This is a genomic window from uncultured Phascolarctobacterium sp. (assembly GCF_937920985.1).
GTDB lineage: Bacteria > Bacillota > Negativicutes > Acidaminococcales > Acidaminococcaceae > Phascolarctobacterium_A.
In genome coordinates this window covers 51,136-65,290 of the sequence record NZ_CALDXR010000020.1, presented here as the reverse complement: position 1 = coordinate 65,290, position 14,155 = coordinate 51,136, and the positions used below count along the sequence as shown (strand labels likewise).

13 protein-coding genes are annotated in these 14,155 nt (G+C 46.8%); 2 read left to right on the top strand and 11 right to left on the bottom strand.

Translation table 11 applies throughout. From position 1 onward, the window contains the following. Positions 1-2 precede the first annotated feature (2 nt). The 10 genes from Q0612_RS03800 to clpB form a co-directional block, all read right to left on the bottom strand. Positions 3-1,403, bottom strand: coding sequence for a hypothetical protein (locus Q0612_RS03800; RefSeq protein ID WP_298880961.1), 1,401 nt, complete (start codon positions 1,401-1,403; stop codon positions 3-5). Between the two features lie 381 nt (positions 1,404-1,784). After that, positions 1,785-3,296 (bottom strand): IMP dehydrogenase, encoded by a 1,512-nt coding sequence (locus tag Q0612_RS03795; RefSeq protein ID WP_293830039.1) that lies wholly within the window; start codon positions 3,294-3,296, stop codon positions 1,785-1,787. 120 nt (positions 3,297-3,416) lie between these two features. Then, on the bottom strand, positions 3,417-4,694 hold the full coding sequence (purD, locus tag Q0612_RS03790; protein WP_298880957.1) for a phosphoribosylamine--glycine ligase: 1,278 nt from the start codon (positions 4,692-4,694) through the stop codon (positions 3,417-3,419). A gap of 2 nt (positions 4,695-4,696) precedes the next feature. Beyond that, entirely contained in the window at positions 4,697-5,290 is a 594-nt protein-coding gene (locus Q0612_RS03785; protein ID WP_021720286.1) for an mGS-like domain protein, read from the bottom strand. Further along, positions 5,287-5,892, bottom strand: a complete 606-nt coding sequence (gene purN / locus Q0612_RS03780; RefSeq protein WP_009146065.1) for a phosphoribosylglycinamide formyltransferase — start codon at positions 5,890-5,892, stop codon at positions 5,287-5,289. Before purN ends, Q0612_RS03785 begins: the two co-directional genes overlap by 4 nt. After that, complete coding sequence (purM, locus tag Q0612_RS03775) at positions 5,885-6,946, bottom strand: phosphoribosylformylglycinamidine cyclo-ligase (RefSeq protein WP_298880953.1); 1,062 nt, start codon at positions 6,944-6,946, stop codon at positions 5,885-5,887. Before purM ends, purN begins: the two co-directional genes overlap by 8 nt. Before the next feature lie 14 nt (positions 6,947-6,960). Beyond that, positions 6,961-8,406, bottom strand: a complete 1,446-nt coding sequence (gene purF, locus Q0612_RS03770) for an amidophosphoribosyltransferase (RefSeq protein WP_210683808.1) — start codon at positions 8,404-8,406, stop codon at positions 6,961-6,963. Between the two features lie 104 nt (positions 8,407-8,510). Further along, on the bottom strand, positions 8,511-9,032 hold the full coding sequence (gene purE / locus Q0612_RS03765; protein WP_293830044.1) for a 5-(carboxyamino)imidazole ribonucleotide mutase: 522 nt from the start codon (positions 9,030-9,032) through the stop codon (positions 8,511-8,513). Between the two features lie 231 nt (positions 9,033-9,263). Then, positions 9,264-9,593 carry a hypothetical protein gene (locus Q0612_RS03760; RefSeq protein ID WP_298880946.1) on the bottom strand — a complete coding sequence of 110 codons (330 nt, stop codon included), beginning with the start codon at positions 9,591-9,593 and terminating at the stop codon, positions 9,264-9,266. 177 nt (positions 9,594-9,770) lie between these two features. Further along, positions 9,771-12,311 carry an ATP-dependent chaperone ClpB gene (clpB, locus tag Q0612_RS03755; RefSeq protein WP_298880944.1) on the bottom strand — a complete coding sequence of 847 codons (2,541 nt, stop codon included), beginning with the start codon at positions 12,309-12,311 and terminating at the stop codon, positions 9,771-9,773. 338 nt (positions 12,312-12,649) lie between these two features. Between clpB and Q0612_RS03750 the strand changes: the two genes are divergently transcribed. Next, positions 12,650-13,012, top strand: a complete 363-nt coding sequence (locus Q0612_RS03750) for a CidA/LrgA family protein (RefSeq protein WP_021720291.1) — start codon at positions 12,650-12,652, stop codon at positions 13,010-13,012. After that, the gene (locus tag Q0612_RS03745; RefSeq protein ID WP_298880940.1) at positions 13,009-13,725 is read left to right on the top strand and encodes an LrgB family protein; all 717 of its coding nucleotides are present in this window, start codon (positions 13,009-13,011) and stop codon (positions 13,723-13,725) included. The genes Q0612_RS03750 and Q0612_RS03745 overlap by 4 nt, the downstream gene beginning before the upstream one ends. A 65-nt stretch (positions 13,726-13,790) precedes the next feature. Here the strand turns inward: Q0612_RS03745 and Q0612_RS03740 are convergent, their stop codons facing one another. Continuing rightward, on the bottom strand, positions 13,791-14,051 hold the full coding sequence (locus Q0612_RS03740) for a hypothetical protein (protein WP_298880937.1): 261 nt from the start codon (positions 14,049-14,051) through the stop codon (positions 13,791-13,793). Positions 14,052-14,155 lie beyond the last annotated feature (104 nt).

The following is a 14,155-nucleotide window of genomic DNA, read 5'->3' as shown; positions in this document are numbered from 1 at the left end:
TTTTATTTTAAAGCTTCCAAATAAATATATACATCATAGAAGCCCGGCTTATTCATCTCATAATTCAATGAAGCAACCATCTTGACAAAACTGTCTACATTTAATGTTTTACCGCCTATAGTTTGTAATTTTGCCGAATCAGTGGCGATATCATCGCCAAAATTCCATTCTTTAAAAGCAGAATTGCTTGCCAAATATTCTTCCTTTCCCGGTAAAACAGCTATATTTAAGCGATATTTGCCTTCTGCTTTTCTAATACCCAAAGGATTAAACTTAAACAGCATATCTACATTAGCATCTGTTCCACGCAATCCGGAATTACCAGCCATAATCTCTACGAAATCCTTTGCGGGAACTTCTTCAAAAGTAGCGCCATTTTCTGTTTTGCTACTCTTACCCATCAGCTTATCAACAAAACCAACTTCTTGCTTTTTTCCCTGCTGTTGCTGCCATTTTTCAACCTTACAAGTAAAGTTCTTATAACTTTCCGGGCAACTGCCAATAACATCTTCTGCTATCATTGTCGCATTAAAGCCTGATTGTTTTTCATCAAGCTTCAAACGATATTGTAGAATATCACTGTTACTACCAAGCAATGTGGAAATCTGCGCCATGCTCGCCAGCTTTTCTTTTTTGTTATTCTTCACCGTCTTGCCAGGCAAAAGCTTTACATTATTACCAATATTTTTAGAGAACATAGCCACCTTTAAAAGTTTAGCGTCATTAAAGCTTTTGCTATAGCTTTCAGTAAAAGCTCTTACATCTGCTTCCTTACCCATAACTAAAAGATAAAAAGGCCTATATGAAGCTATATCTTCCTTACTGGTGTAATTGAATGCTGCACCACTCTTGCCAATATCATAAATATTGCCATTGAACTGGCTTTTTACACCTATTAAAGCCATACCTTTACTACTATCAGCAAAACAAGCTTTTTTTAAGGCAATAATCAAGCTGTCAATATCCTGATTTGTTTGAAACAAATCCGTAACCAAGATATTCAGCTTTTTCGGATCCATAGCTGCGATTACTGTCTGTAAGCTCGTATCATTTTCCTGGTAAAAACCTACATTATTAGATTGCAAAAATTGCTCCCTACTGAGATTCTGTAAGCTATCGCCAAATTTAACATACTGTACTTTTTCCTGCTTCCATGTACTGGTAACTGTGCGTTCAATTTTTTTCAAGCCATCACTATACACTGTAGCAGACGGATAGTTAACGTAACCACTCATCGAATACGTTCCATCAAGATAAACTGCTACATCAATAGAATCTGATTTTGCTTGCGTTACTTTTGTTGGTTTTTGAACGTTACGATTATTAGGTGAAGTTCCACCACCACAGCCACTCAAAATACTGCTGATGATTATAAATATCACCAACATCAATAATTTTTTCATTGTTAACACTCCATTCATCAAAATAGCTTTAAAAGAAAAAAACAGACTAATCATTTAACTGATTGTCTGTAAAATTTTAACCACATCCCCTCAAAGCATTTATAAATTCTTCATACAAGGTCCATCCTTTTAAACTTTCAGGTCAATTTTTAACTTTTAACTTTTAATGTTAACTTAATCTAAGTATAACACCTTGTCCCCCCCAGTCAAGCAAAAGTGCATCGAGCACTTTCCCTTGCAAGCCGTTGACACGGCTTGTTTCATTTGTAAATTTTAACCTTCCATCACTACCTTTGGTAAACAAAAACTGCTGCCTCCGTCAGTCTCTTCAACAAGAAGAGGCAAGCGGACTGCAGCAGTCTTTATAGTACGTTTATTTAATTATTTAGGATAGTTGCTGTTGGAGTTTTCTTTCAGCATAACGTCATGTGCGCCACCTTCAACCAGGCTGGTTGCGGAAACAAGAGTCAGTTTAGCCTTCTCCTGCAGCTCGCGGATGTTCAGAGCACCGCAGTTGCACATGGTGGAACGAACCTTAGCCAGAGTCAGGTTTACGTTGTCCTTCAGGCTGCCTGCATACGGAACGTAGGAGTCAACGCCTTCTTCGAAGGACAGCTTAGCTGCGCCGCCCATATCATAGCGCTGCCAGTTACGTGCACGGCTGGAGCCTTCACCCCAGTATTCCTTCATGTAGGTGCCGTTAACGTTAACCTTGTTGGTCGGGCTTTCGTCGAAACGAGCGAAGTAACGGCCCAGCATCATGAAGTCAGCTCCCATAGCCAAAGCCAGAGTCATATGGTAGTCATAAACGATACCGCCGTCGGAGCATACCGGAATATATACGCCGGTTTCTTCGAAGTATTCGTCACGAGCCTTGCAAACATCAATCAGAGCAGTTGCCTGGCCACGGCCGATACCTTTTTGCTCACGGGTGATGCAGATAGAACCGCCGCCGATACCAACTTTAATGAAGTCAGCGCCAGCGTCAGCCAGGAAGCGGAAGCCTTCAGCGTCAACTACGTTGCCTGCGCCAACCTTAACACTGTCACCGTAGTGCTCACGGATCCAGTCCAGAGTGATTTTCTGCCATGCGCTGTAGCCTTCGGAGGAGTCAATGCAGAGTACGTCAACGCCTGCATCAATCAATGCAGGAACACGCTCAGCGTAGTCGCGGGTGTTGATACCAGCACCAACGATGTGGCGTTTTTTGCTGTCCAGCAGCTCTAACGGATATTCCTTATGAGTTGCATAGTCTTTACGGAATACCATGTACAGCATACGACCGTCGTCGTCAACGATAGGCAGAGTGTTGAGTTTTTTCTCCCAGATGATATCATTAGCCTGTTGCAGGGTGGTATCCTTCGGAGCATAAACCATTTTGTCAATCGGAGTCATGAAGTCACGAACCTTAACGTCCAGGGACATGCGGCTCGGACGATAGTCACGGCTGGTAACAATGCCTTCCAGCTTGCCGTTTGCAGTACCATCGCTGGTAACAGCAACGGTGGAGTGACCGGTGCGTTCCTTCAGTGCCAGGATATCAGCCAGAGTGCTGTCCGGACGGATGTTGGAATCGCTGCTTACAAAGCCTGCACGATAGCCTTTAACGCGAGCAACCATAGCAGCCTCGTCTTCTACGGATTGAGAACCATAGATGAAAGAAATGCCGCCCTCTTTGGAAAGAGCTACAGCCAGCTTTTCGCCGGAAACAGCCTGCATGATAGCAGAAACCATCGGGATGTTCATAGTAATTGCCGGTTCTTCACCTTTTTTGTATTTAACCAGCGGCGTACGCAGGTCTACATTGGCGGGGATACATTTTTCAGAGGAATAACCGGGAACTAACAGGTACTCACTAAATGTGTGAGCAGGTTCATCATAATAAAAAGCCATTCTTTCATCATCCTTTTCTTAATTATTTTTTTTACCACAGCCAAAGCAAATTACACTTTGTAACAGAATTACTGAGTAAATAATTGCTTTTCTGCAGTCCGAGTAGGTATTTTACCTATTTTACCTCTTTAAGGCTCTCCATGCAATATCTTTTCTGCAAAAAGCGCCATCAAAATTAATTTTTTCTACAGCAGCATAGGCACGGTCGCGTGCAGCCTTAATATTGGCGTCCACAGCAGTTACACCCAATACACGTCCGCCGTTGGTAAGAACCTTGGCGCCGTCAGCCTTTGTACCTGCGTGGAATACAACAACGTCTGTATCAGCAGCAGCGTCAGCCAGACCGGTGATTTCCAGTCCTTTAGCATAACTTTCGGGATAACCGCCGGAAGCCATTACTACGCAAACTGCAGCCTTGTCATACCAACCAAAGTCTACCTGATCCAGAGTACCGGTAGCGCAGGCCAACATAATCTCAGCCAGGTCACCGTCAAGCAAAGGCAGTACTACCTGAGTCTCAGGGTCACCGAAGCGGCAGTTGAATTCTACAACCTTCACGCTGTCGCCCTTGATCATCAGGCCTGCATAGAGACAGCCCTGATAAGGCATGCCTTCTGCTGCCATAGCAGCGATAACAGGCTTCAGAATCAGCTCAGTTGCTTTTAAACGCAGCACGTCGGTCATAACGGGAGCGGGAGCATAAGTTCCCATACCGCCGGTGTTGGGGCCCTCATCGCCGTCAAATACGCGTTTGTGGTCCTGAGAAGCAATCATCGGCACAATGGTTTTGCCGTCGGTAAATGCCAGGAGAGAAGCCTCCTCGCCTTCCATGTATTCTTCCAGAACGAGGCGTGCGCCTGCGTTGCCGAATTTATGGTCAGCCATCATTTCGTCGATAGCATCAAGTGCTTCCTGCTTAGTCATTGCAACAACAACACCCTTGCCAGCTGCAAGACCGTCAGCCTTAACTACGATAGGTGCGCCCTTTTCTTCAACATAAGCCTTGGCAGTTTCAATATCCTCGCAAATTTTGAAGAAAGCGGTAGGAATATTGTATTTTGCCATCAGCTCTTTGGAAAATGCCTTGGAGCCTTCCAGCTGCGCTGCAGCCTTAGAAGGACCGAACACCGGCAGACCGCGGCGCTTGCAAACGTCTGCAAGACCTGCAACAAGCGGTGCTTCCGGACCTACAACGGTCAGGTCAATGCTCTTTTCCTCAGCGTAATCTGCTACGCCCTCCAGATTTTCAACATCCAGAGCAATGCATTCGCATTTAGGCAGCAGTGCCATGCCCGGGTTGCCGGGAGCAGCATAAATTTTTTCAACCTTAGGGCTTTGCGCCAGCTTCCACGCTAAAGCGTGTTCGCGGCCGCCGCCACCGATTAATAAAATATTCATGGTTATTTCTCCAGTTGCTTCTTCAAATATTCGCTGATCATTGCATCGTATTCAGCAGTATGAGTGAAGGCTTCCAGTGCCAGCTCCTTACGGGTGCGTGCATCAACGTCGCCTTCCTTGGCGAGCATTTCCATTAAGCCTTCGTAACGGCTCGGATAGGTTACGATAACAACGTCCTTGAAGTTTTTAGCGCTGGCACGAACCATTGCCGGACCGCCGATATCAATGTTTTCAATAGCCTCAGCCTCAGTTACGCCAGGTTTGGCAACAGTTTCACGGAAGGGATAAAGGTTAACTACAACCAGGTCAATCGGGGTGATGTCATGCTCAGCCAAAGCCTTCATATGCTCCGGATTGCTGCGTACAGCCAAAATTGCACCATGAATCTTCGGGTTCAGGGTTTTTACACGGCCGTCCATGATTTCCGGGAAGCCGGTTACGTCACTTACATAGGTTACAGGAATGCCTGCTTCCTTAATAGCCTTCATGGTGCCGCCGGTAGAAATAATTTCTACACCGTTGTCACTCAGGAATTTTGCCAGCTCTACAATGCCGGTTTTATCACTAACGCTTAATAATGCTCTTTTAATTTTCATGCTTTAACCTTTACCTTTCTACCTTCGATTGTCAGCTTTCCTTCTGCCCAAAGCTTTAAAGCCTCCGGCATTGCAATATGCTCCTGCACAAGAATGCGGTCAGCTAAAGTATCCTCGGTGTCGTCATCCATAACAGGAACAACCTTCTGCAGGATAATCGGGCCGCTGTCAGTGCCTGCATCGACAAAATGAACGGTGCAGCCGCTGAATTTTACGCCGTAGTCCACAGCCTGCTTCTGGCCGTGCAGACCGGGGAAGCTCGGGAGCAGCGCCGGATGAATGTTAATAATCTTATGCTGCCATTTATTTACGAAATCAGCGCTCAGAATACGCATGAAGCCTGCGAGAACTACCAGCTCACAGCCCTCTGCCTCCAGAGCAGCGTTGATTTTTGCTTCAAATTCTTCTTTGGAAGCGCAAGCCTTACGCTCTACGGCAACGGTTTTGATATCGGCCTTTTGCGCACGCTCCAAAGCAAAAGCATCAGGCTTATCGCTGATTACAACCGCGATTTCCAGCGGCAGATAGCCATCAGCGATACGGTCCATAATTGCCTGCAGGTTGCTGCCGCGACCGCTTACAAGTACGCCGATTTTATGCACCGAAAACGCCGCCTTTCATAATCGTTTCTTTGTGGCCGGGAACAACCTTACCCAGCTCATAGAAGGTTTCGCCCTCAGCCTTCAGGTGAGCGCGTACAGCGTCAGCCTCAGACGGGTCAACAACCAATACCATGCCTACGCCCATGTTGAAGGTGCGGTACATTTCAGCCCAAGGCACATTGCCCCATTCCTGCAGTTTTTTGAATACAACAGGAATTTCCCAAGCTTCGGCATTTACCTCAGCATCGCAGTCTTCGGGCAGAATGCGGGGAATATTATCATAGAAGCCGCCGCCGGTGATGTGCACCATGCCGTGCAGGTCGAATTTTTCAATCAGCGGCAGGCAGGTTTTCGGATACAGACGAGTCGGAGTCAACAGCTTTTCGCCCAGAGTGCAGCCAAATTCCGGAACTTCGGTGTCCATGGTATAACCCATAGCCTCAAAGCAGATTTTACGTACAAGGGAGAAGCCGTTGGAATGCACTCCGCTGGAGGGCAGGCCCAAAAGCACGTCGCCGGCCTTAACCTTATCGCCGGTAATCATTTTGCTCTTCTCAACTACGCCAACACAGAAGCCGGCGATATCGTATTCGCCTTTGGAGTAGAAACCGGCCATTTCGGCAGTTTCGCCGCCGATAAGAGCACAGCCGCTTTCCTTGCAGGCATTGGCAACACCCTTAACGATGTTGGCAACCTTTTGGGAATCAACCTTATCTACTGCAATGTAATCCAGGAAGAACAAGGGCTCTGCGCCTTGTACCAGGATATCGTTAACGCACATTGCTACAGCATCCTGACCGATAGTATCATGCTTATCAGCCATGAAAGCCAGCTTCAGCTTAGTGCCTACGCCGTCAGTACCGCTGACGAGCACAGGCTCCTTGTATTTGCCGCTGTTTAAAGCAAACAGGCCGCCAAAACCGCCCAGATCACCGATAACCTCAGGTCTGTAAGTAGCACGTACGCTGTCCTTCATTAATTCTACTGCTTTATTACCAGCATCAATATCTACACCGGCATCAGCATAAGTAAGTTGTTTCTTTTCCTCGCTCATGAGCCTTCCTCCTGTTATTCAATAATGCTTTCAGGTTCTGCTTTGATTACACTATCTGCGTTATCGGGGTATTTAGCGCTGAAGCAGGCACAGCACAAACCATCGGGATCAATTTTATCAATAGCACGTTTCATGCCATCCATAGAAATATAATGCAGACTGTCTGCCCCAATATAACGGCAGATTTCATTTTCCGTGCAACGTGCCGCAATCAGCTCTTTGCGCTCGGAGGTATCAATACCATAGTAGCAGCTGTCTGTTACCGGGGGAGAAGAAATGCATACATGCACTTCACGTGCGCCTGCCTCCTTCAGCAGTTTAACAATCTTGCCGCTGGTAGTGCCGCGAACGATGGAATCATCGACCATAACAACAGATTTGCCTTCTACAACGCTGCGTACCGGGTTCAGCTTCAGACGTACTGCATTAGCACGTTGCTTTTGCGTCGGCTGAATAAAAGTACGGCCTACATAACGGTTCTTGGTGAGACCTTCCAGGAAGGGAACACCGGCCTCCATAGCATACCCGATTGCCGCCGGAGTACCACTGTCAGGAACGGAAATAACGATATCCGGATGAATATCAGGAGTTTCCTTAGCCAGCTCGCGTCCCATCTGGATACGTGCATCATATACAGATTGGTTGTCGATGATACTGTCATTACGAGCAAAGTAAACATATTCAAAAATGCAGTGCGCAGGCTTTGCCGGTTTGTTTTCAGCCCACATCATGCTGCGCGGTTCGGAGTTATCGCTGTCGATAATAATCATTTCGCCGGGCTTAACATCGCGTACCAGCTCTGCACCAACCAAGTCAAAGGCACAGGATTCGGAAGCAACGCACCAGCCGTTTTCCATCTTACCGAGCACCAGCGGACGGAAGCCGTAGGGGTCGCGTACAGCGATGATTTTATTATCAGTCAACAGCAGAATAGCAAAAGCGCCCTTAATCTGGTTAACAGCCTCTGCTACACGCTCTTCAATAGTCGGACGTGCACTGTAGGCAATCAAGGTCAATACAACCTCACTGTCAACAGTAGTATTAAATACTGCGCCTTCCTTAGCCAGGTTAGCACGCAGCTGACCGGCATTAGTCAGGTTACCGTTGTGGCTCAGTGCCAGGTTACCGCCGTCAAAATAAACCTTCAGCGGCTGAATATTATACGGCATGCTGGCACCGGTGGTGGAATAACGTACGTGGCCGATAGCAGCATAACCCTGCAAATCAGCAACGCCATCCTTGAAGACATCGGCAACCAGGCCCATGCCTTTTTTAATTTTCATACGCTCGCCGTCAGTAACAACAATACCGGTACTTTCCTGGCCACGATGCTGCAGCGCATACAGGCCCCAATAGGTGTTGAGTGCTACATCCTCATTATGGCTGAAGATACCAAAGACGCCGCACTCCTCATGCAGCTTGTCCTCGCTAAAATTTTGCTCCTCGAAAATCTGCTCCACAATTTTTCTCCTTAATTTTAGTTTTTAGTTATCAGTTATTAGTGGTCAGTTATTAGTGATTAGTGGTCAGTATCTATTCGCTATCCACTACTCACTATTCACTATTACAGGTGTAAATCCTTGAACTCCTGCGCAGGAACGCCACGCATAGAAGCCAGTTTTTCACCCTTAGCTCTTACTTCTTCACGCATTGTTGCACGATGCTCTGCCAGTTTTTCTACCAGCTCCGGATATTTTACGGAAAGAATCTGAATTGCGAACAAAGCAGCATTCTTGGAACCATTGATAGCCATCGTTGCAACAGGTACACCGGAAGGCATCTGTACAAAGCTCAGCAGTGCGTCCATACCGGCCAACGGTGTTGCGTTAATAGGAATACCGATGACAGGAACGGTAGTAAAGGCAGCGATGAAACCACCCAGATGAGCAGCTGCGCCGGCTGCGGCAATAATTACCTCTACGCCACGGTCACGGGCACCCTTAGCAAAGTTCTGTACTACGTCCGGAGTACGGTGAGCGGAAGCAACAACTACTTCAGTTTCAACACCAAACTCCTTCAGAGTTTTTTCTGCAGCCTCAAGTATAGGCCAGTCAGAATTACTACCCATGATAATTGCAACTTTCATTGAAATCTACCTCCCAAAAATTACTTGTAGAAACAACAAAACCCAAGCAGAAAGCTGTTCAGTTTCGAAATCCTGTGCAAAATCTAACCCGGGTTCTCAATCACTTAAATAATTCACTTTAATTATACCAATCCAACGCGTAAACGTCAAATAAACTGTGAACTTTTTAACAGTTTTTTAGAAAATCGTTCGGAAAAAGTTTGAGGCAAAGAAAAAAGCACCTGTCAGACATCAGACAGATGCTAAAAACTCATACTCCAAAGTGCTTATTCCATTGTTCAATGATCCTCTTTTTGTTCTGAGATACGAAAATTCGCGTGCCATCTCCCAAATCAAGGCTGCATTATCAGCAGCAAAATCTTTCAAATCTTCTATTTCAGCCTCGCTGTATCCCTCAAAAGAAGCTGTATCTAAGTCAGGCAAGGAAATCTGCAAATAGTCAAAACCGGTATCTACAGGACGTTCAAAATAAACATCAATATGCTCACCATTCTTGTCCTTGCGTATATCATTAAAAGTAACAAGTGTTCCATCAGCGAATTCTACATATGTATATTTCATTTTGCTCACCTCTTTTTATAAACATAATGCATTGGCAACTCAATAACTGAACATCTCTTTTAATTGTATCATTTCCCCACCTGCTGCGCAATAAAAAGCCTATTTATATATTTTAGAAAAAAGCACCCTCCGCCACCGCTTTCACGGCAGCAGAGGGTGCGTAAACCCCAAGCTGTTTTATTTTACGACAACGTCAATTGCCTCGTTTAGCAATACAACCTCAACCTTATCGCCATTTTTAATTTCGCCTGCAACAATCTTCTTGCCCAGGATGTTTTCAACAGTGTGGACAATCAGACGTTTCAACGGACGGGCACCGAAGGCAGGATCAAAGCCGGCCTTTGCCAGGAAAGCAATAGCCTCGTCAGTATAAGTAAGCGTCAGCTCCAGCTGCTTGTTCAGGCGGTCACCCAGCTCACGCAGTACCAGTTTAACAATTTCCTTAATCTGTTCTGCCTGCAGCGGTTTGAAGACAACGATGTCATCAACACGGTTCAGGAATTCCGGACGGAAGAAGTTCATCAGCATCTGCTGAATCTTTTCTCTGTCCATAGCGCCCTGCGCCTTCATAATCTCGTTGCTGCCAAGGTTACTGGTCATAATAATCAGGGTATTCTTAAAGTCAACAATACGGCCTTTACCATCGGTCAGACGGCCGTCGTCCAGAACCTGCAGCAATACGTTAAAGACATCTGCATGTGCCTTTTCGATTTCGTCCAGCAGGATTACGCTGTACGGATGACGGCGTACAGCCTCGGTCAGCTGACCACCTTCATCATAGCCGACGTATCCCGGAGGCGCACCGATCAGACGCGATACAGTGTGCTTCTCCATGTATTCGCTCATATCGATACGCACCATGTTGCGTTCATCATCAAAGAGCACCTCTGCCAAGGTCTTAGCCAGCTCGGTTTTGCCGACACCGGTAGGACCAAGGAAGATAAAGGAGCCAATCGGACGGTTAGGATCCTTAATACCGGCACGCGCACGGATAACAGCTTCGCTGACAGCCTTGACAGCTTCGTCCTGACCAATAACATGCTCGTGCAGGATTTCCTCCAGGTGAACCAGTTTAGCACGTTCACCGGTGCCTAAGCGGGCAACAGGAATGCCGGTCCAGGTGCTGACAACCTTCGCGATATCCTCTTCGTCAACCTCTTCCTTGAGCATAACATTGTCATTGCCGTTTTCATCCTTCTTGGACAAAGCAGCCAATTCCTTCTGCAGCTCAGGCAAACGACCGTATTTCAATTCAGCCATTTTATTCAGGTCATAGTCGCGCTCAGCCTGCTCCATCTGGTTTTTCACAGCATCAATTTCCTTCTTTACCTCACGTACGCGGGCAATAGAAGCCTTTTCTGCATCCCAGCGTTTAACAAGCTCGTCATTGTCCTTACGCAGCTTTGCCAGCTCCTCGTTCAGCTTAGCCAGACGATCCTTGGACTGAGCATCCTCCTCTTTGCCCAAAGCCTGAGCTTCGATTTCCAGCTGCAGGATACGACGTTTGCTTTCATCCAGCTCGGTCGGCAGCGAATCAATTTCGGTACGCAGACGGGCAGCAGCCTCATCTACCAGATCAATAGCCTTATCAGGTAAGAAACGGTCATTGATATAACGGTTAGAAAGCACAGCAGCAGCAACCAGGGCAGCGTCTTTAATGCGCACGCCATGATGTACCTCATAGCGTTCACGCAGGCCACGCAGGATGGAAATTGTATCTTCAACGCTCGGCTCCTTAACCATTACCGGCTGGAAACGACGCTCCAGCGCACTGTCCTTTTCAATATACTTACGGTATTCGTTCAGCGTAGTTGCACCGATGCAGCGCAGCTCGCCACGTGCCAGCATCGGCTTCAGGATGTTGCCTGCATCCATAGCGCCTTCGGCAGCACCGGCACCGACAACGGTATGCAGCTCATCAATAAACATGATAATCTGACCGGCACTTTCGCTGACAGCCTTCAATACCTTTTTCAAACGCTCTTCGAATTCACCACGGTATTTGGCACCGGCAACCAGAGCTGCCAGATCCAGAGCATACAGAGTTTTATTCTTCAAGCTTTCCGGTACATCGCCGGCAATAATACGTCTTGCCAGACCTTCGACGATGGCAGTTTTACCAACGCCAGGTTCACCGATAAGCACCGGGTTATTTTTCTTACGACGCGAAAGGATTTCAATCGTACGACGGATTTCCTCATCACGGCCGATTACCGGATCCAGCTTGCCTTCTTTAGCTTTTGCTGTCAGATCCTGGCCGTATTTTTCCAGCGTCTTTTTAGTTTCATCATTTGCTTCGCTATTTTGATACTGCATAAATGCCGCCTCAACTTTTTTCTTGTCTATACCATATTTACGGAAGAGCGATACTACATCGCTGTCACCGTCACTTGCCATAGCCGCAACCAGCTGGCCGATACCGATTTCTTCCTTACCTTGTCCCAGAATAGCCATTACTCTGGCAAAGCCGGTACCCATCATCAGCTGACGGTCCTGACCTTTTACTCCGGGGATTTTTTGTACTAAAGCCTTAGCATCCTTGCTGAAAGCATTTTCATCAATGTGCAGGCTCTGCAGCAAATATTTAAAGAAGCCGTCGCTGCCGCACAATGCTGCCAGAACATGTGCCGTTGTCAGCTCCTGGTGATAGTTCATAACTGCCTGCTGCTGAGCAGCCTCCAATATAGCCTTTACCTCTTCACTGTAGCGTTCATTCATCACGCTGCACCTCCTTCTATCAGGTTCAATAGCGGTCAATAACCGAATGGAGTTGACTCTTTTCCATTTCCGGACCACTATTCACTTTCTAATTGCTATTATATCAGTAAAAGTCAAAAAGTCAAATGATTTTCTGTGTTAATTCAGTGAAAAATTACCATCATTTTGTTGACATATTGTTAGCTTTGTGGCAATATTAATAGCATGTCGTTCTGTCGGCCAAGTACCCTTAACCCCAAAGACCATCGGCTAACCCCGGCCGTTTTGACCTTTATGCGTACTTCCACCAACAGGTCTATAATTATATTATTTGTCATGTTTTATGAGGAGGAAACAAAATGTCACCCACCAGCTTATTGCGCGGTATTGCCTTTTTGCTGCTTTTGCAATGGGTATCCACGCTCATCATCAACGCCCTCGGCGTACCCTTTCCGCCCGCTCTTTTGGGAATGCTGATTTTAACGGCACTTCTCTGCGGCAACGTTATTCCGGCAAGCTCCATCGAGGGCATCTGCGATATCCTGATTTCCAAAATGGGCATGCTGTTTTTACCGGCAGGCGTCAGCGTTATATTATATGTAGATGTTATCAAAGCTGAGCTGCTGCCCATTACCGTTACCATTATCGTCTGCAGCATTGTTGTTTTGGCTGTCACAGCCTTCTTTATCGAAGCAATGCTTAAAGGAAAGGAGAGTCAATGATGCTTTTTCCTGACGTTTTACTCAATTCACCGCTCTTCGGCATCGGTCTGACGGTTATTCTGTACGCTATCAGCGAAATCATCATCGACCGCTTCAGTCTGAATATTATTCCGCCCTTCGTTATTGCCTGCCCTCTGGTCATCGCCGTCATCGTTCTGGCGCCAGGCGTAGAGTACAAGCAGTACGAAGCAGGTGCGGAATTCATTAACTTTCTTTTAGGACCGGCAACTATCGCTCTGGCCCTGCCTTTGTACAAGAACCGTGAAATCATCATGGCTAAGGCCGGTGCTATTGTCGGCGGCGTTACACTGGCAACGCTTTCGGCTATCATAGTGGTTTACTTCTGCGGCAAGGCAATGGGTACCAGCGAGCAGGTTCTGCTTTCGCTCATCCCCAAATCCATTACCACGCCAATCGCCATTGACGTTTCCAAAACCATCGGCGGCATTCCGGCATTGACTACGGCTGCTGTTATCTTTACCGGCATGCTGGGTTCAACCTTTAATCACAAGCTGCTGCGTCTAATGGGAATCAAAAACCATTTGGCTGCCGGTCTCGCTATCGGCGCCTCCAGCCACGGCCTCGGCACCAGCGTCTGCGCCAATGTCAGCCCCGTACAGCTGGCTATCGGCGGTGTAGCGATTGCCCTTACCGGCATCAGCACCTCTATATTGGCACCGCTTTTATTGCCGATTTTAAAAAGCATCTGGTAAGCAGATAAAGCAAAAGCCCAAATTCTCACATACATTTCATGTGGGAATTCGGGCTTTTTTTGTTTTTAGAGATGCGGAATAATCCCGCGCAGCTCGGAAAAGATTACTGTCGCCTTATCTGCAGGATATACGCTGCACGGCAGCTGCCTAAGATCCTCCGTGCGCCAGCCTTTATTTTCCTCCGCCAGCTTGGTCAGCGCTTCTTCCAAATCATGCGCCAGCACAACAGCAATCGCATCGAGATAAAATTCGCTGTTGACGCAGGGCTCGTCGATCATACTGTGGCTATGATATGTTTTGTTGTGTCGCCAAACGTAAATGTTCATGCAGCATCCCTCCGTTCATGGTGATATTTGTTTAATTCTTGGGAGGGAGCGGTTTTTCCTGCTTAAAGACCCCAAAGTCGAAACAACGTAAAAAAGGACTACCA

What these genes read in the sequence shown, in the direction of transcription:
- purD (WP_298880957.1), bottom strand. Translation starts at nt 4,694, where the DNA reads ATGAATATTTTATTAATCGGTGGCGGCGGCCGCGAACACGCTTTAGCG.
- purM (WP_298880953.1), bottom strand. Translation starts at nt 6,946, where the DNA reads ATGAGCGAGGAAAAGAAACAACTTACTTATGCTGATGCCGGTGTAGAT.
- Q0612_RS03785 (WP_021720286.1), bottom strand. Translation starts at nt 5,290, where the DNA reads ATGAAAATTAAAAGAGCATTATTAAGCGTTAGTGATAAAACCGGCATT.
- clpB (WP_298880944.1), bottom strand. Translation starts at nt 12,311, where the DNA reads ATGAATGAACGCTACAGTGAAGAGGTAAAGGCTATATTGGAGGCTGCT.
- Q0612_RS03740 (WP_298880937.1), bottom strand. Translation starts at nt 14,051, where the DNA reads ATGAACATTTACGTTTGGCGACACAACAAAACATATCATAGCCACAGT.
- Q0612_RS03795 (WP_293830039.1), bottom strand. Translation starts at nt 3,296, where the DNA reads ATGGCTTTTTATTATGATGAACCTGCTCACACATTTAGTGAGTACCTG.
- Q0612_RS03750 (WP_021720291.1), top strand. Translation starts at nt 12,650, where the DNA reads ATGTCACCCACCAGCTTATTGCGCGGTATTGCCTTTTTGCTGCTTTTG.
- Q0612_RS03760 (WP_298880946.1), bottom strand. Translation starts at nt 9,593, where the DNA reads ATGAAATATACATATGTAGAATTCGCTGATGGAACACTTGTTACTTTT.
- Q0612_RS03745 (WP_298880940.1), top strand. Translation starts at nt 13,009, where the DNA reads ATGATGCTTTTTCCTGACGTTTTACTCAATTCACCGCTCTTCGGCATC.
- Q0612_RS03800 (WP_298880961.1), bottom strand. Translation starts at nt 1,403, where the DNA reads ATGAAAAAATTATTGATGTTGGTGATATTTATAATCATCAGCAGTATT.
- purE (WP_293830044.1), bottom strand. Translation starts at nt 9,032, where the DNA reads ATGAAAGTTGCAATTATCATGGGTAGTAATTCTGACTGGCCTATACTT.